The sequence below is a fragment of the Variovorax sp. GrIS 2.14 genome (assembly GCF_046115955.1).
Classification (GTDB): Bacteria; Pseudomonadota; Gammaproteobacteria; order Burkholderiales; family Burkholderiaceae_C; genus Variovorax.
In genome coordinates this window covers 375,383-390,360 of sequence record NZ_JBJXIA010000001.1, presented here as the reverse complement: position 1 = coordinate 390,360, position 14,978 = coordinate 375,383, and the positions used below count along the sequence as shown (strand labels likewise).

16 protein-coding genes are annotated in these 14,978 nt (G+C 64.8%); 4 read left to right on the top strand and 12 right to left on the bottom strand.

Annotated elements, in window-relative coordinates:
• Window positions 1-4 precede the first annotated feature (4 nt).
• Entirely contained in the window at window positions 5-1,177 is a 1,173-nt protein-coding gene (locus RCH10_RS01825; protein WP_409051319.1) for a 5-(carboxyamino)imidazole ribonucleotide synthase, read from the bottom strand.
• 17 nt (window positions 1,178-1,194) lie between these two features.
• Window positions 1,195-1,752: a 5-(carboxyamino)imidazole ribonucleotide mutase gene (gene purE, locus RCH10_RS01820; protein WP_409051021.1), complete on the bottom strand. Its 558-nt coding sequence runs from the start codon at window positions 1,750-1,752 to the stop codon at window positions 1,195-1,197.
• Window positions 1,753-1,788: 36 nt separating this feature from the next.
• On the opposite strand from purE, the gene RCH10_RS01815 reads away from it, so the two are divergent.
• Together RCH10_RS01815 and RCH10_RS01810 are read left to right on the top strand one after the other, a co-directional pair.
• A complete protein-coding gene (locus RCH10_RS01815; RefSeq protein ID WP_323499038.1) occupies window positions 1,789-2,709 on the top strand; it encodes a tetratricopeptide repeat protein in 921 nt (306 codons plus the stop codon).
• Between the two features lie 44 nt (window positions 2,710-2,753).
• A complete protein-coding gene (locus RCH10_RS01810; RefSeq protein ID WP_409051020.1) occupies window positions 2,754-3,197 on the top strand; it encodes an META domain-containing protein in 444 nt (147 codons plus the stop codon).
• Between the two features lie 42 nt (window positions 3,198-3,239).
• Here RCH10_RS01810 and RCH10_RS01805 read toward each other — a convergent pair whose 3' ends face one another.
• The 10 genes from RCH10_RS01805 to def form a co-directional block, all read right to left on the bottom strand.
• Window positions 3,240-4,145 carry a phosphoribosylaminoimidazolesuccinocarboxamide synthase gene (locus RCH10_RS01805; RefSeq protein ID WP_323501319.1) on the bottom strand — a complete coding sequence of 302 codons (906 nt, stop codon included), beginning with the start codon at window positions 4,143-4,145 and terminating at the stop codon, window positions 3,240-3,242.
• Between the two features lie 134 nt (window positions 4,146-4,279).
• Complete coding sequence (locus RCH10_RS01800) at window positions 4,280-5,179, bottom strand: fructose bisphosphate aldolase (RefSeq protein WP_409051019.1); 900 nt, start codon at window positions 5,177-5,179, stop codon at window positions 4,280-4,282.
• A 117-nt stretch (window positions 5,180-5,296) separates the two neighbouring features.
• The gene (locus RCH10_RS01795) at window positions 5,297-6,247 is read right to left on the bottom strand and encodes an alpha/beta hydrolase (RefSeq protein WP_409051018.1); all 951 of its coding nucleotides are present in this window, start codon (window positions 6,245-6,247) and stop codon (window positions 5,297-5,299) included.
• Window positions 6,248-6,499: 252 nt separating this feature from the next.
• Window positions 6,500-7,954, bottom strand: a complete 1,455-nt coding sequence (pyk, locus tag RCH10_RS01790) for a pyruvate kinase (protein WP_409051017.1) — start codon at window positions 7,952-7,954, stop codon at window positions 6,500-6,502.
• A 56-nt stretch (window positions 7,955-8,010) separates the two neighbouring features.
• Entirely contained in the window at window positions 8,011-9,204 is a 1,194-nt protein-coding gene (locus RCH10_RS01785; protein ID WP_409051016.1) for a phosphoglycerate kinase, read from the bottom strand.
• 44 nt (window positions 9,205-9,248) lie between these two features.
• Window positions 9,249-9,599 carry an AzlD domain-containing protein gene (locus tag RCH10_RS01780; RefSeq protein ID WP_187053571.1) on the bottom strand — a complete coding sequence of 117 codons (351 nt, stop codon included), beginning with the start codon at window positions 9,597-9,599 and terminating at the stop codon, window positions 9,249-9,251.
• Window positions 9,599-10,339: an AzlC family ABC transporter permease gene (locus RCH10_RS01775; RefSeq protein ID WP_409051015.1), complete on the bottom strand. Its 741-nt coding sequence runs from the start codon at window positions 10,337-10,339 to the stop codon at window positions 9,599-9,601. The genes RCH10_RS01780 and RCH10_RS01775 overlap by 1 nt, the downstream gene beginning before the upstream one ends.
• The gene (gene fmt / locus RCH10_RS01770) at window positions 10,339-11,322 is read right to left on the bottom strand and encodes a methionyl-tRNA formyltransferase (RefSeq protein WP_409051014.1); all 984 of its coding nucleotides are present in this window, start codon (window positions 11,320-11,322) and stop codon (window positions 10,339-10,341) included. Before fmt ends, RCH10_RS01775 begins: the two co-directional genes overlap by 1 nt.
• Window positions 11,319-11,798: a hypothetical protein gene (locus tag RCH10_RS01765; RefSeq protein ID WP_409051013.1), complete on the bottom strand. Its 480-nt coding sequence runs from the start codon at window positions 11,796-11,798 to the stop codon at window positions 11,319-11,321. Before RCH10_RS01765 ends, fmt begins: the two co-directional genes overlap by 4 nt.
• Window positions 11,799-11,836: 38 nt before the next feature.
• Window positions 11,837-12,358 (bottom strand): peptide deformylase, encoded by a 522-nt coding sequence (gene def, locus RCH10_RS01760; protein WP_323498205.1) that lies wholly within the window; start codon window positions 12,356-12,358, stop codon window positions 11,837-11,839.
• A gap of 162 nt (window positions 12,359-12,520) precedes the next feature.
• Between def and RCH10_RS01755 the strand changes: the two genes are divergently transcribed.
• Both RCH10_RS01755 and dprA read left to right on the top strand, forming a co-directional pair.
• Window positions 12,521-13,741 (top strand): LysM peptidoglycan-binding domain-containing protein, encoded by a 1,221-nt coding sequence (locus RCH10_RS01755; RefSeq protein ID WP_409051012.1) that lies wholly within the window; start codon window positions 12,521-12,523, stop codon window positions 13,739-13,741.
• 9 nt (window positions 13,742-13,750) lie between these two features.
• The gene (gene dprA / locus RCH10_RS01750; protein ID WP_409051011.1) at window positions 13,751-14,917 is read left to right on the top strand and encodes a DNA-processing protein DprA; all 1,167 of its coding nucleotides are present in this window, start codon (window positions 13,751-13,753) and stop codon (window positions 14,915-14,917) included.
• Window positions 14,918-14,978 lie beyond the last annotated feature (61 nt).

The window sequence follows — 14,978 nt, the reverse complement described above, 5'->3', positions numbered from 1 at the left end:
ACGATCACTCGGACAACGGAATCGGAAGGCCCAGCAATGCGGCTGCGAAATCCGCCGTGCCGCGCACTTCGTCGATGTCCGCGCCAGTGATGTTCAGGTGCCCCATCTTGCGACCGCGCCGCGCCTCCGTCTTGCCGTAAAGATGCAAGTGCACCCCTGACAGCGCCAGCACGTCCGCCCATTCAGGCTCCATCGGCTCGTCGGCCGATGGGCCGCTGCTCTCGTTCCTGAACCACAGATCGCCAAGCAGATTGAGCATGACCGTCGGGCTGTGCTGGCGCGGCTGCGTCAACGGCAGACCGGCGAGGGTGCGCACCTGCAACTCGAACTGCGACAGGTCGCACGCGTCCATCGTGTAGTGACCGCTGTTGTGCGGGCGCGGTGCCATCTCATTGACGACCAGCGCGCCGTCGGCCAGCACAAAAAATTCGACGCACAGCACGCCGACGTAGTCGAGCCCGGTGGCGATCGACTTGGTCGCCGCGATGGCACGCGCCGCCAGATCGGCCGGCATGTTGCCTTCATGCACCTCGGTGACGGCAAGGATGCCGTCACGATGCAGGTTGCGCTGCGCCGGAAAGTTGACGACCTGGCCATCGTGCCCGCGTGCCACGAGGACCGAGCATTCGAATTCGAGCGGCAATCGTTTTTCGAGAACGCAGGCGACGCTGCCGGTGTCGGCCCAGGCATCGGCGAGCTCGGCGCGAGTCGTCACGTGGCGCTGGCCCTTGCCGTCGTAGCCGAGGCGCGCTGTTTTCAGGATGCCGGGCAGCAGATCGTCGGCCACGGCGTCGAGCTGGGCTACCGACTCGATCACCGCATACGGTGCGCACGGCACGCCGCAGCGGGCGAAGTGCGCCTTCTCGGCGATACGGTCTTGCGCGATGGCGACGGATGCCGCAGCGGGTGCGACGGGCCTGGCGGCTGCCAGGTGGTCGAGCGACGGTGCGGGCACGTTCTCGAACTCGGTCGTGATGGCGTCGGCAAGACCGGCGAGCCGCGCAAGTCCATCGACATCGATGTAGTCGGTCTGGATGAAGTGGTGGCTGACGCGGCCGGCCGGGCTGGCGGTGTCGGGGTCGAGCACTGCGGTGAAGTAGCCCATGCGCTGCGCCGCGTGCACGAACATCCGGGCCAGCTGGCCACCGCCCAGCACACCCAGCGTGGTGCCGGGCATCAGCGGCAGACCGCGAATCACAGCGCGCTCCCGCCCTGCGGGCCTTGCGTCGCCAGCGCGGTCACGCCAGCGCTTTCGTAGCCGGCCGGTGGCAACGTCATCGCCGTGGCCGCTTCGGTCTGCCGGGCACGGAAGGCGTCGAGCTTCGCGCGCATCGGCGCATCGTTGACCGCCAGCATCGCCACCGCGAAGAGCGCCGCGTTGGCCGCGCCCGCGTTACCAATGGCGAAGGTCGCGACCGGCACACCCCTGGGCATCTGCACGATGCTGTAGAGCGAATCCACACCTTGCAGATGGCGGCTGGCGACCGGCACACCGAGGACAGGCACGGTGGTCTTGGCTGCCAGCATGCCGGGCAAATGGGCCGCGCCGCCTGCGCCGGCGATGATCGCACCAAGCCCCCGGCCGGCAGCGGATTCGGCATACGCGAACAGTTCGTCCGGCATCCGGTGGGCCGACACCACGCGCGCTTCGTAACGGATGCCGAATTGCACGAGAATCTCGACCGCGTTGTGCATCGTCTCCCAATCGGAGCTCGAGCCCATCACCACACCGACCTGAATGGATTCGTTCATGGTTTCAATTTTACGTTTCACCCTTACGTATTCCCGATGATCGACATCACCCTCGAAAACTTTCAGTCCGAACTCGTCGAAGGCTCGACGCCGATCCCGGTGCTGCTCGACATCTGGGCCGAATGGTGCGGCCCGTGCAAGCAGCTCGGCCCGGTGCTCGAAAAGCTCGAAGTCGAATACGCCGGCCGCTTCAGGCTGGCCAAGCTCGATGCCGACGCGGTGCCGCAGATTTCGGCGCAGCTGAGCCAGATGTTCGGCGTGCGCAGCATTCCGTTCTGCGTGATGTTCAAGGACGGCCAGCCGGTCGACGGCTTCGTCGGCGCCCTGCCAGCCGAAAAAATCCGCGAGTTTCTCGACAAGCATGTGCCAGCCGCGGCCGAGCTCGAAGCCGCCGAAGAAGAAGACGCAGCCTTGCAAGCGATGGCCGAGGGCGATATCGAAGGCGCGCTCGAAAAGCTGGAACACGCGGTCGCGACCGATCCGGCCAACGACGATGCCCGCTTCGACTTCGTCAAGCTTTTGCTGCAGGAGGGCCGCACCGATGAGGCCAAGGTCGCCTTCGCACCCGTCATCGCCAAAACCGCGGCGGTGCGCCGCTTCGACGCGCTGCAGCGCTGGATGTCGGCCATCGATTTCGCAGCGCCACCGGTCGGCGAGTTGCGCCAGGCCGCCGAGTTCGATTCGAAGATCGCCGCCAACAAGCGCGACTTCGAAGCCCGCTTCGGCCGCGCCCAGGTGCTCATGGCCGAGCAGCGCTGGACCGAAGCGATGGACGAGCTGCTCGACATCCTGATGCGCGACAAGACCTGGAGCGAAGAACTCGCCCGCAAGACCTACATCGCCATCCTCGAACTGATCGAGCCGCCGAAGGTGAAGGTTGCCGACGGACAGATTCCACCCGTCGATCCGACGGTGGCGACCTATCGGCGCCGCCTGAGCAGCGTCATCCTGAGCTGACTGCCTGACACCCTGAGCGCGGAACCATTGCCATGCACCTATCGATGATTCGTCTCGCACGCCTTCCCATCGGCACGCTGGTGCTCGCAGCCGTCAGCGCTTGCGGCAGCGGCATCAGTCTCGACGAGCCGATCGAGGGGCCGTCGTGGCTGCTGGTGCAACTCGGCGATCAACCCGTCGGGGCCGGCGGCGATCCGCGACGCGATGCACAAATCGAGTTCGACCGAAGCAGCGGCCGGGTGAGCGGTTCGGGCGGTTGCAACCGCTTTTCGGGCGGCTTCACACGGACCGGCAGCCATCTGCAGATTTCGCAGTTGGTCGCGACCAAGATGGCATGTCTGGACGGTGCCCGCACTGCCAACGAGCTGCAGTTTTTGCAGGTGCTGCAGACAACAGCGAGCTATCGGCTGGTGGGCCCGGGGCGGATGTTGCTGATCGACGCGAGCGGGCAGACGCTCGCGACATTGGCCGGCGCCACGGCGCGCTAAGCCGCTAGAGAACCCACACGCAGCGCGCTCGGCGCCGACGGGTCAGCCCGTCAGCCGCTGCAACGCTTCGCGATATTTCGCCGCCGTCTTTTCGATCACTTCGGCCGGCAGGCGCGGTGCCGGCGGCGTCTTGTCCCAGGGCTTGCCGTTGATGCGCGTGGCTTCGAGCCAGTCACGGACGAATTGCTTGTCGTAGCTTGGCGGATTGGTGCCAGCAGCGAACGCGGCCTCGTAGCCTTCGATGGGCCAGTAGCGCGAGCTGTCGGGCGTCAGCACTTCGTCCATCAACACCAACGTGCCGGCTTCGTCCAGGCCGAACTCGAACTTGGTGTCTGCAATGATCATTCCCTTGCCGAGTGCGATCGCAGCCGCCGCTTCGTAGATGGCGATGCTGGTTTCGCGAATCTGCTGCGCCATCAACGGGCCGACCACCTCGACCACGCGGTCGTAGCTGATGTTCTCGTCATGCTCGCCGGCAGCAGCCTTGGCGGCCGGCGTGAAGATCGGCCGCGGCAGCTTGCTCGCATTGCGCAAGCCCGATGGCAAGGGCACGCCGCACACCGCCTGGTTCTCCTGGTATTCCTTCCAGCCGCTGCCGGCGAGATAGCCGCGAACAACCGCCTCCACCGGTATCGGCTTCAGCCGCTTGACCAGCATCGAGCGGTCTTTGACCTGTGCCACCTCGTCGGCGGTGACCACGCTTTCGGGCGCCTCGCCGGTCAGGTGGTTCGGGCACAGATGGCCGAGCCGGTCGAACCACCACAGCGCCATCTGCGTGAGGATCACGCCCTTGCCCGGAATCGGCTCGCCCATGATCACGTCGAAGGCCGAAAGCCGGTCGCTTGCCACCATCAGGATGCGGTCGTTGCCCACCGCATAGTTGTCGCGCACCTTGCCGCGCGCGAGCAAAGGCAGGCTCTGGATGGAGGAAGTGTGGACGGTGGTCATGGGCAAATGCGGTGCAAAAACGGGACAGGCGACGCGCCGAAAAATCTCAAGGGAACTGAATTGTGCGCGCAGAAAAAAGCCACCGCGAACGGTGGCTTGCATGCCGGCAGCGCCGAAGCACTGTCGGTCTTGAATCAGCTGACCGCTTCGCTGATAGAGGCGCGGTAGATCGACTCGATGGCAACGTCCAGCGCAGCATTGAAATCAGCATCCGACTGCTGCGCGCTCAGGCCTTCGGTCAGCGCGCGGCTGAAGCTGGCGATGATGCCGGGGTTGCGCATGAGGCGCGCATTGGCTTCGTCACGCTCGTAACCGCCCGACAGCGCCACCACGCGGACCACCTGCGGGTGCGCGACGAGTTCCCTGTAGAAACCGTCGACCGTCGGGATCGTCAACTTGAGCATCACCTTCGTGGCCGAGGGCAATGCATTCAGGCGCTCGATGAAACCCTTCTTCAAGATGACTTCAGCCTGTTCCTTGTCGGCCGCGCCGATTGAAACTTCGGGCTCCAGGATCGGCATCAGGCCGGCATTCAGGATCTGCTGGCCGACGGCGAATTGTTGGTCGAGCACGGCGGCGATGCCCTTCTCATTCGCACCATTCACCACCGAGCGCATCTTGGTACCGAAGACGCCTTTGCCGGCCGCGCGGGCAAGCAGCGCGTCGAGTTCAGGCATCGGCTTCATGAGCTGAACGCCGTCGGCTTCGTTCGCCAGGCCCTTGTCGACCTTCAGAAACGGCACGACCTGCTTGTGCTTCCAGAGGTACTCGGCCGAGTCGACGCCGTCGAACTGACGGTCCATCGTGGCTTCGAACAGGATGGCGCCGAGCACGCGGCGGCCATCGAAGGCCGGACTGGTGACGATGCGGGTGCGCATCGCATGCACCAGGTCGTACATCTCGGCGTCGCCCTTGTAGGCGCTCTCTTCGATGCCGTACAGCTTCAACGCCTTTGGCGTGCTGCCACCGCTTTGATCGAGTGCGGCGATGAAGCCCTTGCCTTGGCTGACTTTGTCGAGTTGTTCCTGATTCACTGCGTCACTCTCTTGTTCATGCCGTGGCACGGCGGTATTTGGATGGTGAAAGATTGTATCGATGGCCCGTTCCGCGCCTGTCGGCGATGAAGCCGCAACAGCGTGCGGCGAACAAACTCAGTTGCCGCTCGCCTGGCGCGCACCGGCCTTTGCCGAGGCTGCAGAAACCGCAGGCGCTGCAGACAACCCCACGAACTCCATGATCGGCGGCAACACCGGACCGCCCAGCCATTGCAGCGGCTTGGCCACCGCACCGATCAGCGTGATATGGCTCAGGTCGTTGAATTCCCGCAATTGCACGGGTACGCCGGCGGCACGCAGACGGCTCGCCATTTGCTCTGTGTTCTGCACATAGTCGACCAGCTTGTCCTTGGTCGTGGCGATGAGTAGCGTGCGCGGTGCGGCGGCCGAGACGTGCGCTATGGGTTGCGAATCTGGCGGCGTGCCCGGCCAGTTGAAGGCGGCTTTCACCTGTGGGTCGATGGGCGGGAGAAAGTCGAACGGCCCGGCCAGCGCGATCCATCCGGCCAACTGCTTCGGGCTGGCGCCGACATCGGCCAACCAACGGTCATCGAGCGCGACCATCGCCGCGTTGTAGCCGCCCGAACTGTGGCCCATCACGTAGACCTGCTTTGGATCGGCGCCCAGCCGCGCCGCATTGTCGAGTGCCCATTTGGTGGCCAGCGCACTGTCCTGCACGAACACCGGGTATCGAAAGTCCGGTGACAGACCGTAGTCCGGAATCACCGCCGTCACGCCCCGCGCGGCGAGCGCCTCGCCGACGAACTTGTACATGGCGCGATCGCCGCTGCTCCAGGTGCCACCGTAAAAGAAAATTACCAGCGGCCGCGCTGCGTTAGCTGCCATCGCTGAAGCCAGGGGTTTGTAGATATCAAGACGCTGCCGTGCCGCGCCACCGTAAGCCACATCCCCTTCGAACCGGTACGTGCTCGTAGGCACCAACCCGTTGACGATCTTGACCGGGGAACAAGCCGCCAGCAGGGCGGTAAGCAACGCTGCGAGCACGACGCAAGCCAGCGAACGCAGTGGCAAAAGAGTGAAGTTCATCGGGCATGTACGCAGAACAACGCGCACTGGTTTCGAAAGGTGCGTGAGCGTGCACATTTCTGCGCTCCAGAACGGTAGGACGCCACTTCAACCGCCCGCAGTCCCCGCACCTGAATCTAAGCGAATGGCCGAAGGCCGGCGCCCTTCCAGAGACACCGCGGAACTGGCTTCGCCAGGCCGCTGGTGTCGCCCCCGGCAGGGGGTGGGAGTCGCGACACGCAGTGCGCAGCGACCTGGGGGCGAGCTAAATCCTCAGCTAGCGATGCAGATTTTCAACATGTTGGTACCACCGGGCGCACCCATCGGTTCGCCGCAGGTGATCGCATACACGTCGCCGCTCTGCACTATGCCGCGCTGCTTCAGATGCGCTTCGGCCTGCTCCAGCGCGGTGTCGCGATCGGTCTGCGAATCCATCAGAAGCGGCCGCACGTTGCGGTACAGCGCCAGCTTGCGCTGCGTCGCCAGCCGCGAGGTCAACGCGTACATCGGGATGTGCGCGCGGTGGCGGCTCATCCAGAGCAAGGTCGAGCCCGACTCGGTCAGCGCCACGATCGCCTTGGCGCCCAGGTGATGCGCGGTGAACAGCGCACCCATCGCGATCGACTGGTCGATGCGCGTGTAGTTCTTGCCGCTGAAGTCGGCGTCGAGCTGCAGGTCTTCGGCGGCCTCGGCGGCCTCGCAGATGCGGCTCATCTCCTGCACGGTTTCCAGCGGGTAGCGGCCCGATGCGGTCTCGGCCGACAGCATCACCGCGTCGGTGCCGTCGAGCACCGCGTTGGCCACGTCGCTCACCTCGGCGCGCGTCGGCACGGGGTTGGTGATCATCGACTCCATCATCTGCGTGGCGGTGATGACGACCTTGTCCAGCTCGCGGGCCATGCGGATCATCTTTTTCTGCAGCGCCGGCACGGCCGCATTGCCGACCTCGACCGCCAGGTCGCCGCGCGCCACCATGATGCCGTCGCTGGCGCGGATGATTTCTTCCAGCTTGGGAATCGCCTCGGCGCGCTCGATCTTGGCGATCATGCCGGGGCGATGGCCGTACTCGGAACCCGCCACGTTGCACAACTGGCGCGCCATTTCCATGTCGGTGGCGTTCTTTGGAAAGCTCACCGCCACGTAGTCGGCCTGGAAGCTCATCGCGGTCTTGATGTCTTCCATGTCCTTGGCCGTCAACGCGGGTGCGGTCAGTCCACCGCCCTGTTTGTTGATGCCCTTGTTGTTCGACAGCTCACCGCCCAGCTTGACAGTGGTCATGACCAGCTCGCCCTTGACCGCATCGACCACGAGCACGATCAGCCCATCGTTCAGCAGCAGCCTGTCGCCCGGCTTGACGTCGCGCGGCAGGTCTTTGTAGTCGAGGCCGACGCCGTTGATGTCGCCTGGCTCCGTGCGCGCCGCATCGAGGATGAACTTGGCGCCCGGCTCCAAAAAGACCTTGCCTTCGGCGAACTTGCCGACGCGGATCTTCGGGCCCTGCAGGTCGGCCATGATCGCCACCTCGCGCCCGGTCTTGCGTGCCGCCTCGCGCACCATCGCTGCGCGATTGATGTGGTCCTGCGCCGTGCCATGGCTGAAGTTCAGCCGCACCACGCTGACCTTGTTCAGGATCATCTGCTCGAGGATCTCGGGCGTGTTGGACGCAGGGCCGAGGGTGGCGACGATCTTGGTGGCGTGGCGGGGAACGCGGGGGGCGGGGGTGTTCATTAGCTTGTCTCGTGTTGTCGTTGTCGTTGTCGTTGTCGTTTGTTCGTTTTTCCGGATCAGCCTGCGGCACGCTTCGAAAGTATTTCGAAAGCCGGCAGCGTCTTGCCTTCCAGCACTTCGAGAAAGGCGCCACCGCCGGTCGAGATGTAGCCGATCTTGTCCTCGATACCGTACTTTGCGATGGCTGCCAGCGTGTCGCCGCCACCCGCGATCGAAAACGCTGCGCTCTCGGCGATGGCATGCGCCACGGTCTTCGTGCCATTGGCGAACGCGTCGAACTCGAACACGCCGAGCGGGCCGTTCCAGACGATGGTGCCGGCTTCGCGCAACTGGGCAGCAAGCATCTCGGCCGTCTTCGGCCCGATGTCGAGGATCAGGTCGTCGTCGGCCACGTCGTTCGCAGCCTTGACCGTCGCGGGCGCGTCGGCCGCGAAAGTCTTTGCGGTGACGACGTCGACCGGGATCGGCACATCGGCACCGCGTGCCCGCATCGACTCGATCACCGCTTTGGCCTGATCGAGCAGATCGGGTTCGGCCAGCGACTTGCCGATCTTCAGACCGGAGGCCAGCATGAAGGTGTTGGCGATGCCGCCGCCGACGATGAGCTGGTCGACGTTGGCCGACAGGCTCTTCAATATGGTGAGCTTGGTGCTGACCTTGGAGCCGGCGACGATCGCGACCAGCGGGCGCTTGGGCTGCGCCAGCGCCTTGGTGATGGCGTCCATCTCGGCCGCCAGCAGCGGGCCGGCCGACGCGATCTTGGCGTATTGCGCGATGCCATAGGTCGTGGCCTCGGCGCGATGCGCGGTGCCGAAGGCGTCATTCACGTAGATGTCGCACAGCGCGGCGAGCTTCTTCGCCAGCGCCGGATCGTTCTTCTTCTCGCCCTTGTTGACGCGGCAGTTTTCGAGCAGCACGACCTGCCCTGGCTTGACGTCGACGCCGTCGACCCAGTTCGCCACCAGCGGCACTTCGCGGCCGAGCAATTCGGCGAGGCGTTTGGCGACCGGCGCCAGCGAGTCGGCGGGCTTGAACTCGCCTTCGGTCGGCCGGCCCAGATGCGAGGTCACCATGACGGCAGCGCCCGAATCGAGCGCCAGCTGGATGCACGGCACCGAAGCGCGCACGCGCGTGTCTTCGGTAATGTCGCCGGCATCGTTTTGCGGCACGTTGAGGTCCGCGCGAATGAACACGCGTTGGCCGGCGACCTTGCCGTCGGCACACAAATCGGTAAAGCGGATGACGTTCATGGGTCGATTCTAGGAGTCGCCCCTGACGATGTCGGAACTGAGAGTTACCAGCCGAGCCAGAGATGCAGCGGCAGATACACCGCCATGCCGACGAGCATGGTGCCGAGCACGCCGTGCTTCCAGAAATAGTAAGCGCCGCCAGCGATCGCGGCGTAGATGCGCGCATCGTGTAGCGTGGTTACGAGGTGCCCTTGCGACATGACGATCTCGGGCGCGATCACCGCCGCCAGCGCAGCGACGGGCGCGTAGTGCAGCGCGCGATGCGCCCAGTCGGGCAGGCCCCACGGCCGGTCGAGGATGAAGAAGAAGCAGCGCGTGACGACCGTGACGCATGCGAGGCCGACGATGATGCCCATCGTGCCGATGTCGGTGCCCAGAAACGAGAAGCCGGCCATCAGGTGTCATCCTCCGCGCTCGGGTCGAGCCCCAGCTGCTTCTCCAGCCAGAAGCACAGCAGCACCGCGACGCCGATGCCCACCACGATGTTGAGCTTCAGCGGCAGCGCATAGGCCGCGACGGCGGTGGCGCCAGCAATCAGCGCAGCCAGCACGCGCAGCCGGGTCGTCGCCATCGAACACAGGATGCCGACCAGACTCAGCACGCCGGCGAAGGCCAGGCCCCACGACTGCGGGATCAGTTTGGCGAGAAAGACCCCGAGCAAGCTCATGCCCATCCACGATGACCAGGTCATGAAGTAGCCGCCTGCGAGGTACGCCTCCTGGCCGATCTGTTCGGCCGGTGTGGTCGGCGGTTCCGGGTACTTGCGGGTGAACATCACGTAGCTCAGGTCGGCCGTGAGATAGCCGTGCGTCATGCGGCGCCAGCGCGGCAGGTGCATCAGGTAAGGCCGCAGATGCAGGCTGAACACCACGAAGCGCAGGTTGACGCAAAAGCCTGTCGCCAGAATCACCCAGGCCGGCGCACCGGCAGCCAGCAACGGAATGGCCGCGAGTTGTGAACTCCCGGCATAGACCAACAGGGTCATCGCGACCGATTCGATCAGGCTCATGTCGGACTTGACCATGGCCACACCAGTCATCAGGCCCCAGGCGCCGATGCCGAGCGCGAGCGGCGCCATGTTGCGGGCAGCTTCGCGAAACTCTGGCTGCCGACGGATCGATCGCAGAAAGAACATCAGCCGCCGAAAACCCGGCCGGGCTCGATGTCGAAGCCGCGCAGGAAGTCCGCCGCCGGCAGGCGTTTGCCGCCAGCGCGTTGCAGTTCGGTCAGCAATACCGTGCCGTCCGCGGCTGCTACGGCAATGCCGGTGGGTGTTACGGCAATGACGGTGCCGGGCACTTCGCTGACTGTGGCGGTCACTTCATTCGCGTGCGGCGGCTGCACTTGTGCCGCCCAGAGCTTGATCGACTCGCCGCTCATCACAGTCGTGGCGCCCGGAAACGGATCGAAGGCGCGGATGCGGCGCACGATGGCCGCGGCGGGTTGCGTCCAATCGACCGCAGCCTCGTGCTTTTCGACCTTGTGCGCATAGGTCGTGCCCTCATTCGGCTGCGGCGTCGGGGTCAGCGTACCGGCCTCGGCGCGGCGCAGCACGTCGACGATCAGCCGCCCGCCGAGTTCGGCCAGCCGGTCGTGCAATCGTGCGGTGCTGTCGCCGCCGATGTCGATCGCCTCGACCTGCAGCATGGCGCCGGTGTCGAGGCCGGCATCCATCTGCATGATGGTGATGCCGGTCTGCATGTCGCCTGCTTCGACGGAGCGGTGAATCGGAGCCGCGCCGCGCCAGCGCGGCAGCAAGCTCGCATGAATGTTGAGGCAGCCGAGGCGCGGCACATCGAGCACCCATTGCGGCAGGATCAGACCGTAGGCGGCGACCACCATCACGTCGGCTTGCGCGGCTTCAAGGGTGGCGCGTGCAGCGAGGGCGTCGTCAGGATATTTGCCATCGAGCCGCAAGCTGCGCGGTTGCGCGACGGGCCAGCCGTTCAGTACGGCCAGTTGCTTTACGGCGGACGCCTGCAGCTTCATGCCGCGACCGGCCGGGCGATCGGGCTGCGTCAGCACCAGCGCGATGTCGAACCCCGCCGAAGCGATGGCGTCGAGCGCAATGCGCGCGAACTCGGGCGTGCCCGCGAAGACGATGCGCGGGCTGCTCACCAGGGCAGCCGCTCGAACTCGAGGTCGTCGCCCGTGTGATAACGCGCCACGACGCCCTGAGGGTCGATGTAGATATAGAGCAGGCGGCGGGTGTTCATCGACTTGTAGTGCCAGCTCCAGACCACGCCATCGAACGACGACACGCGGGTGACTTCGTACGGCCGTCCGTAGGTACGCAACACATCGGCCTCCCGCCAGAGGCCGACGCCCGGCTGGATGTCGCGATCGAACGCGCGGTCATCGAGCATCTGGCGAATCGCGACGACGCGGCCGGCGGCGTCAAGGTCGACATCGTTGACTTCGAAGCCTGCCGGAGCGCGCGAATATTGAAGGCGTTCACCGCCGCCGGGCAAAGGGTAGACAGCAGTGGGTTGGCCGAGGCGTTGCAATGCTTCGCCCCGCGACGTGCCTAGCGGAAGATTGGTCGGCTCGCTGGCGCAGCTGGCCAGCACCGCGAGCACTGCGACGAACGACAAAGCCTTCGCCGAAAACCTGTTCCGCAGCAAAAGCACTCTCAAGCCTGGGTTTCGCGCAACTCTTCGCGCTGGGCCTTGAGCATCTTGCTCTTGATGCGGTTGCGCTTGAGCGGCGACAGGTATTCGACGAATACCTTGCCGAGCAGATGGTCCAGCTCGTGCTGCACGCAGACCGCCAGCAGGCCTTCGGCTTCGATGGTTCGGAGCTGGCCTTCGGCATCGAGGGCCGCGACCTTGACCAAAGTCGACCGCATCACACCGTCGTAGATGCCGGGGACCGACAGACAGCCCTCTTCGTTCAGCACCTTCTCGTCGCTGGCCCAGACGATCTCCGGGTTGATCAGCACGATCGGCTCGTCGCGATGCTCGGAAATGTCGATGACGACCACGCGCTCGTGCACGTCGATTTGCGTCGCCGCCAGGCCGATGCCCTCCGCGTCGTACATCGTCTCCAGCATGTCGGCAACCAGCGCCTTGACGCGTGCATCGACGCCCTGCACCGGTTTAGCAACGGTGTGCAGGCGTTTGTCGGGGAAGCTCAGGATCGTTCTTTTGGCCATGAAAGCGAGAAAACATTGTCGCTATTTTCGCCATTTCCGCGACGCGAAGACAGCTTGCGAACTGATAAACGTTGCCCAATCAAGGGCTTCAGCGCAAAATTCGTTGCAAATTGTGAGGAAACGTTTGTCCGGCGCGGCACTGTGCGTGTACATCATCAAACCATGAAAAAACTCCGAACCAACGCCCGTTTGCGGCCAACCCTGCTTACGACACTCGTGGCCTCCGCGCTCTTCAGCGCCGGTCTCGGCATTGGAACGGCGGCTTCAGCACAGAATTATCCGATCACGCCCGAGCAGCGCGCCGTGGCACAGCAAACCGCTCAAGCGGGCATTCCGGTCAGCGAACTCGCGCCCAATGCACCGGACGAATACACCATCAAGCCGGGCGACACGCTGTGGGCTATTTCCCGTATGTACCTCAAGAGCCCGTGGCGTTGGCCCGAGCTCTGGGGCATGAACATCACCGAGATCAAGAACCCGCACCGCATCTACCCAGGACAGGTGCTCTATCTCGACAAGACCGGCGGCCGCGCACGCCTCAGCACGCGCCGCGGTTCCGGCATGCCGGACGGCACCATTAAGCTGTCGCCGCGCACCCGTTATGAATCGCTTTCGGGCATGGCGTTGACGACGCTCAGCCCGGCGCTGATCGATCCCTTCCTCAGCGAAGCGATCATCATCGACGAGAACACCTTGATCACCGCGCCGCGCATCGTCGCCGGCAACGACGACCGGGTGCTGCTGGCGCGCGGCGACCGCGCCTATGCCCGTGGCGAAATCAATTCGCCATTGGTCGAGACGAGCGGCCCCATCAAGCAGTTCCGGATTTACCGGAACGCCACGCCGCTGAAAGACCCGGCCACTGGCGAGATCCTCGGCTACGAGGCCGCCTACCTCGGCCGCGCCCGCATGGAGCGCGGCGAATCGACGATCACCCAGTTCGAAGAGGGCAAGGAAGTGACCAGCGTGGTGCCTGCCACCATCGACATCGTGGCGGCGCGCGAAGAAATGCGTGCTGGCGACCGGCTGCTGCCCGAACCGACACGCGAAGTACAGAGCTACGTGCCGCGCGCTCCAACGCAAGAAGTCAACGGCCGCATCGTCTCGGTCTACGGCGACGCAGTCACCTTCGCGGCGACCAACCAGATCGTCGCCATCAACAAGGGACTGCGCGACGGCATGGAAAGCGGTCAGGTGCTGGCCATCCTCAAGAACGGCCAGACCATCGTCGACAAGACCAATGGCGCCAAAGAAACGCTCAAGTTGCCTAACGAACGCATCGGCTTGCTGATGGTGTTCCGCGTTTTCAACAAGGCCTCTTACGCGCTCATCCTCGGTTCCAGCGACACGCCCAAGGCCGGCGACATCCTCGTCAATCCGTAAGTCGTAAGTTTGGAACGTGACGAACTCGCCGGCTGGCTTCGGCTCACGCTGACGCCAAGCATCGGCGACACCACAGCTCGCAAGCTGCTGGCCGCCTTCGGCTTGCCACCGCAGGTCTTTGCGCAATCCGACGCCGCGCTGCAGCAGGTCGTATCGCCCGCACAGGCGGTTGCTCTTCGGCTGACGCCTGCGGGCTTGTCGGCGCTGGTCGACGAAACCTGGAACTGGCTGCAGGCGGTCGAGTCGTCCGGTGCCACGCGACGCCTCTTGACGCTGGCCGACCCGGCTTATCCGGCCTCGCTGCTCGACATGGTCGATCCGCCGCTGATGCTCTACGTGATCGGCGCGCCGCAATTCGATCTGACCGCGCTCGACCGGGCGCTCGCGATTGTCGGCAGCCGCAATCCAACGCCGCAGGGCGTATTGAATGCGCGCGACTTCGGTCGCGCCTTGGGGGAAGCGGATATCACCGTAGTTTCTGGACTGGCACTGGGTGTCGACGGCGCTGCGCACGAAGGCGCGCTGGATGCTGCCAAAGGCACCGATCGGTTCGCGACCATTGCGGTGGTCGGCACCGGGCTCGATAGGGTGTACCCCGCGCGCCACCGTGACCTAGCGCATCGCATCACGGCGCAAGGATTGATCGTCAGCGAATTCCCACTCGGCACGCCGCCGCTGAACCAAAACTTTCCGAAGCGCAACCGCATCATCGCGGGCCTGACGCGCGGCACGCTGGTGGTCGAGGCCGCGCTGCGTTCCGGCTCGCTGATCACAGCGCGGTTGGCCGTCGAACAAGGCAAGGAAGTCTTCGCCATTCCAGGATCGATCCACTCACCCCAGTCGCGCGGAGGCCATTCGTTGATACGGCAAGGCGCCAAGCTGGTGGAGTCGGTGCAGGACATTCTTGAGGAATTGCGCTTCGATGGCGGTGCGGCGTCCGCAGCTTCTTCAGCTTCAGGCGCTACAGCCGGCGGGGATAGCACCGACGACGACGAAACCGAACCGTCATCTGGCCTGTTGCACGACCTCGGCTTCGATCCGGTGAGCCTCGACGCGCTCTGTGCTCGCACCGGCTACAGCGCCGCCGAGTTGCAAGGGCGGCTGCTCGAACTGAAACTCGACGGACACGTCGCGCGTCTGCCCGGCGGCCTGTTTCAGCGCATCGCCGTCGGCTGACTTCGATGTGGACATCGACGTCGCATCGGCACAACGAGTCAGGGTCGATTCGAGCAGGTGG

What these genes read in the sequence shown, in the direction of transcription:
- purE (WP_409051021.1), bottom strand. Translation starts at nt 1,752, where the DNA reads ATGAACGAATCCATTCAGGTCGGTGTGGTGATGGGCTCGAGCTCCGAT.
- RCH10_RS01815 (WP_323499038.1), top strand. Translation starts at nt 1,789, where the DNA reads ATGATCGACATCACCCTCGAAAACTTTCAGTCCGAACTCGTCGAAGGC.
- RCH10_RS01810 (WP_409051020.1), top strand. Translation starts at nt 2,754, where the DNA reads ATGATTCGTCTCGCACGCCTTCCCATCGGCACGCTGGTGCTCGCAGCC.
- RCH10_RS01755 (WP_409051012.1), top strand. Translation starts at nt 12,521, where the DNA reads ATGAAAAAACTCCGAACCAACGCCCGTTTGCGGCCAACCCTGCTTACG.
- RCH10_RS01775 (WP_409051015.1), bottom strand. Translation starts at nt 10,339, where the DNA reads ATGTTCTTTCTGCGATCGATCCGTCGGCAGCCAGAGTTTCGCGAAGCT.
- RCH10_RS01795 (WP_409051018.1), bottom strand. Translation starts at nt 6,247, where the DNA reads ATGAACTTCACTCTTTTGCCACTGCGTTCGCTGGCTTGCGTCGTGCTC.
- RCH10_RS01785 (WP_409051016.1), bottom strand. Translation starts at nt 9,204, where the DNA reads ATGAACGTCATCCGCTTTACCGATTTGTGTGCCGACGGCAAGGTCGCC.
- RCH10_RS01805 (WP_323501319.1), bottom strand. Translation starts at nt 4,145, where the DNA reads ATGACCACCGTCCACACTTCCTCCATCCAGAGCCTGCCTTTGCTCGCG.
- RCH10_RS01780 (WP_187053571.1), bottom strand. Translation starts at nt 9,599, where the DNA reads ATGGCCGGCTTCTCGTTTCTGGGCACCGACATCGGCACGATGGGCATC.
- pyk (WP_409051017.1), bottom strand. Translation starts at nt 7,954, where the DNA reads ATGAACACCCCCGCCCCCCGCGTTCCCCGCCACGCCACCAAGATCGTC.
- def (WP_323498205.1), bottom strand. Translation starts at nt 12,358, where the DNA reads ATGGCCAAAAGAACGATCCTGAGCTTCCCCGACAAACGCCTGCACACC.
- RCH10_RS01825 (WP_409051319.1), bottom strand. Translation starts at nt 1,177, where the DNA reads ATGCCCGGCACCACGCTGGGTGTGCTGGGCGGTGGCCAGCTGGCCCGG.